This window comes from Kitasatospora sp. NPDC059599, from assembly GCF_042735125.1.
Classification (GTDB): domain Bacteria; phylum Actinomycetota; class Actinomycetes; order Streptomycetales; family Streptomycetaceae; genus Kitasatospora.
On record NZ_JBHWCL010000292.1, the window covers coordinates 1 to 2474 of the forward strand.

The following is a 2474-nucleotide window of genomic DNA, read 5'->3' on the forward strand; positions in this document are numbered from 1 at the left end:
GGCGGCCTTGCTGGGCCACCAGCGGTAGATGGTCTGTTTCCCGACCCCGGCGGTGTGGGCGATGCCCTCGATGGTGACCCGGGCGTAGCCGTCGCTCACGGCGATGTCGAGGGCGGCGTCGAGGATGGCGCGGTGGGCGCGCTGGTTGCGGAGGTCCGGATTCGGGGCTGGCGGCATGGTCCGGATTATTCCACGAGACGTCACGTGCCGTCTTGACGTGATCGTCTTGTCCGGGGAACATGGTTCCCGCGAGGCGAGACGAGACGGTACGTCACGAGACGAGACGGTGCGGGCTGCCGTACGGGGGAAGGCCGTTTCCGTCACGGGGGATCGCCTCGCGCTGGAAACGCCGGGGGACTGACCAACCGGCCCACGCACAGGGGGACCAATGAAGACCATCGCGTCCGACAGCGGCCGCGCCGGCTCGGTGCGCAGGAAGCTCGGCAGACGAGCGGGCAGCACGGCCGTCGCCGTGGCACTCGCCGGAACCGGCCTCATCACCAGCACCAGCCAGGCGCACGCGTCGGGGACATGGATCAATGGCTGGAGCACCGTCTCGACACCGTTCCGCTGCACCGTCGGCAGCGACGAGGCGACTTTCTTCTGCCTGTACTACAACAGTGGTGCCGAGGGTGCCATTTGGTTGTCCTCGTCCGGGAAGGTGTACTCCCTCGGGGGCGAATACTTCCACAACGACGGCTACGGCTCGAACGGTGCCGGAGCAGCCGTCTGGCACGATGCCGCGAGCGTCGAGGCCGTCGAGGGCGGCTGCGCCGTCGGGGTCTACTCCGGAGCGTGGCTCACCGGCGATGCGAACTACGTCCCTGCCGGCCGTGGCGGCAACCTCACGTCCACCGTGAAGAACAAGGAAGAGAGCATCGGCGCCGTCTGCTGACCCCCGCCGGTTTGCCTGAATGGGTGCTGCCGCCGGGCCGCCTGCCCGGCGGCAGCGCTCCGTACCGACCTCATCGACCGATAGGGCACCATGAAGCGCCGCCCGGCCGTACGACCGCGCCACTGCCGGAGCGGCGCTGCTCTCCTCCTGCTGGCCGCGGCCGGCTGCACCTCCACCACTACCGGCGCGCTCGCTCCCCCGCAGCCGGTTGCCACCCCGACCGTCGCCGCCGGAACGGCGGAACTGCACCTGCCGGTCGAGGCCTACATGCTCTCGCCCACGCAGTCGGTACAGTTCAACTGGGTCCAGCAGGCCGCGACCGGCGCCTGCATGAAGCGGTACGGGCAGGACTACCCGGTGCCGGCCCGACCGGACCGGACGCCGGCCGGAGCGTTCGAGACCATGAAGCGCCGATACGGCATCAGCGACGCCGAAGAGACACACCGGTGGGGCTATCACCTCCCGGAGACCGCCGACCCGCGCAAAACCACGCCGATCGGCAAACTCCCGCTCGACGCACAGACCGTCCTGACAGGCGTCGACCCCCGGACCCGGAACCGGGTGTCGAGCTTCGCCGGAAAGCCGCTGCCCGAACACGGCTGCCTCACGGAGCTCGACCGGATCCTCCCGGCCGCAGCCGCCGGACCGCTCGGCCCCGGCAACGGCGAACAGGGGATCGTCGCCACACTCAAGGCCAAGTCCTTCGAGGACTCCCAGGCCGATCCCCGGGTGACCGCAGCCATCGCCGCCTGGTCGTCCTGCATGAAGGGCCGGGGCCACGACGTGGCCACTCCCCTGCGCGCCTCCGAGGGCCTTGCGATGGCTGCGGACCAGCCACCGAGCGAGGCCGAGATCGTTCGGGGCGACGCCGACATCGCCTGCAAGCACGAGACCAATCTGATCGGTATCTGGTTCGCGGTGGAGTCGGATCTGCAGAACTCCGCGATCAATCGGGACAGCGAGACCATGCGGAAGGTCAAAGCCACCCTGGACGACGAAGCAGCCCGACTCAAGCAGCTGTTCGACCGGGACTGGGGCGTCGATTCCTGACCCGCCCCTGCGGCGGATCGCCGCAGGAGCGTCGAGCCGAGCCAGGTGCTGGGCCGCCACCGGTGGGCCATCAAGCGGACCATGGCTTGACCTACCGGCTACCGTCGCACCTTCTTCCTCGGGGCACTGGTGTCGGGGGTGGGCCCCCGGCGTGTGCCGTGGAGCCGGGCGGGGGTGATGCGCCGGCGCTGTGTTCGGTGAGGCTCGTGTGCCCGCACTGCGACCAGACCGTCCGGCTCACCTGACCGGGCGCGCGCGCCGGACCGCATCCGGGGCGCCCTCAGGGCTCAGGTGGTCGGGGCCGTACGCCCAGGACCCGGCCGACAGAGCCAGGGGGAAAGGTCTGCCGGCCAGGCCCATGCACTGCCCGCCCGCCCGCCCGCGCTTCTGGTAGCCCCGATCCACCGAGCCCGCCCGTCAGGCCCCCTCCGCCCGGCCACTCCCCCAAGCAGACCGGCGGCAAGAAGAGCACCTCCACCAAGACCACCGCCACCAGCACCAGCACCAGCACCGGCACCGGCACCGGCAC

At 70.5% G+C, this 2474-nt stretch carries 3 protein-coding genes; 2 read left to right on the forward strand and 1 reads right to left on the reverse strand.

The features are described from left to right. Positions 1-177, reverse strand: a 177-nt coding sequence (locus ACFV04_RS43595) for a TetR/AcrR family transcriptional regulator (RefSeq protein ID WP_380536629.1), incomplete at its 3' end; no start/stop codon positions are given. A 211-nt stretch (positions 178-388) separates the two neighbouring features. Between ACFV04_RS43595 and ACFV04_RS43600 the strand changes: the two genes are divergently transcribed. Both ACFV04_RS43600 and ACFV04_RS43605 read left to right on the forward strand, forming a co-directional pair. Beyond that, on the forward strand, positions 389-895 hold the full coding sequence (locus ACFV04_RS43600) for a hypothetical protein (RefSeq protein WP_380346118.1): 507 nt from the start codon (positions 389-391) through the stop codon (positions 893-895). A 90-nt stretch (positions 896-985) separates the two neighbouring features. Beyond that, positions 986-1945: a hypothetical protein gene (locus tag ACFV04_RS43605; RefSeq protein WP_380346116.1), complete on the forward strand. Its 960-nt coding sequence runs from the start codon at positions 986-988 to the stop codon at positions 1943-1945. The last annotated feature ends 529 nt before the right edge of the window (positions 1946-2474 follow it).

Coding starts and splice junctions, on each gene's coding strand:
- ACFV04_RS43605 (WP_380346116.1), top strand. CDS start 986: ATGAAGCGCCGCCCGGCCGTACGACCGCGCCACTGCCGGAGCGGCGCT.
- ACFV04_RS43600 (WP_380346118.1), top strand. CDS start 389: ATGAAGACCATCGCGTCCGACAGCGGCCGCGCCGGCTCGGTGCGCAGG.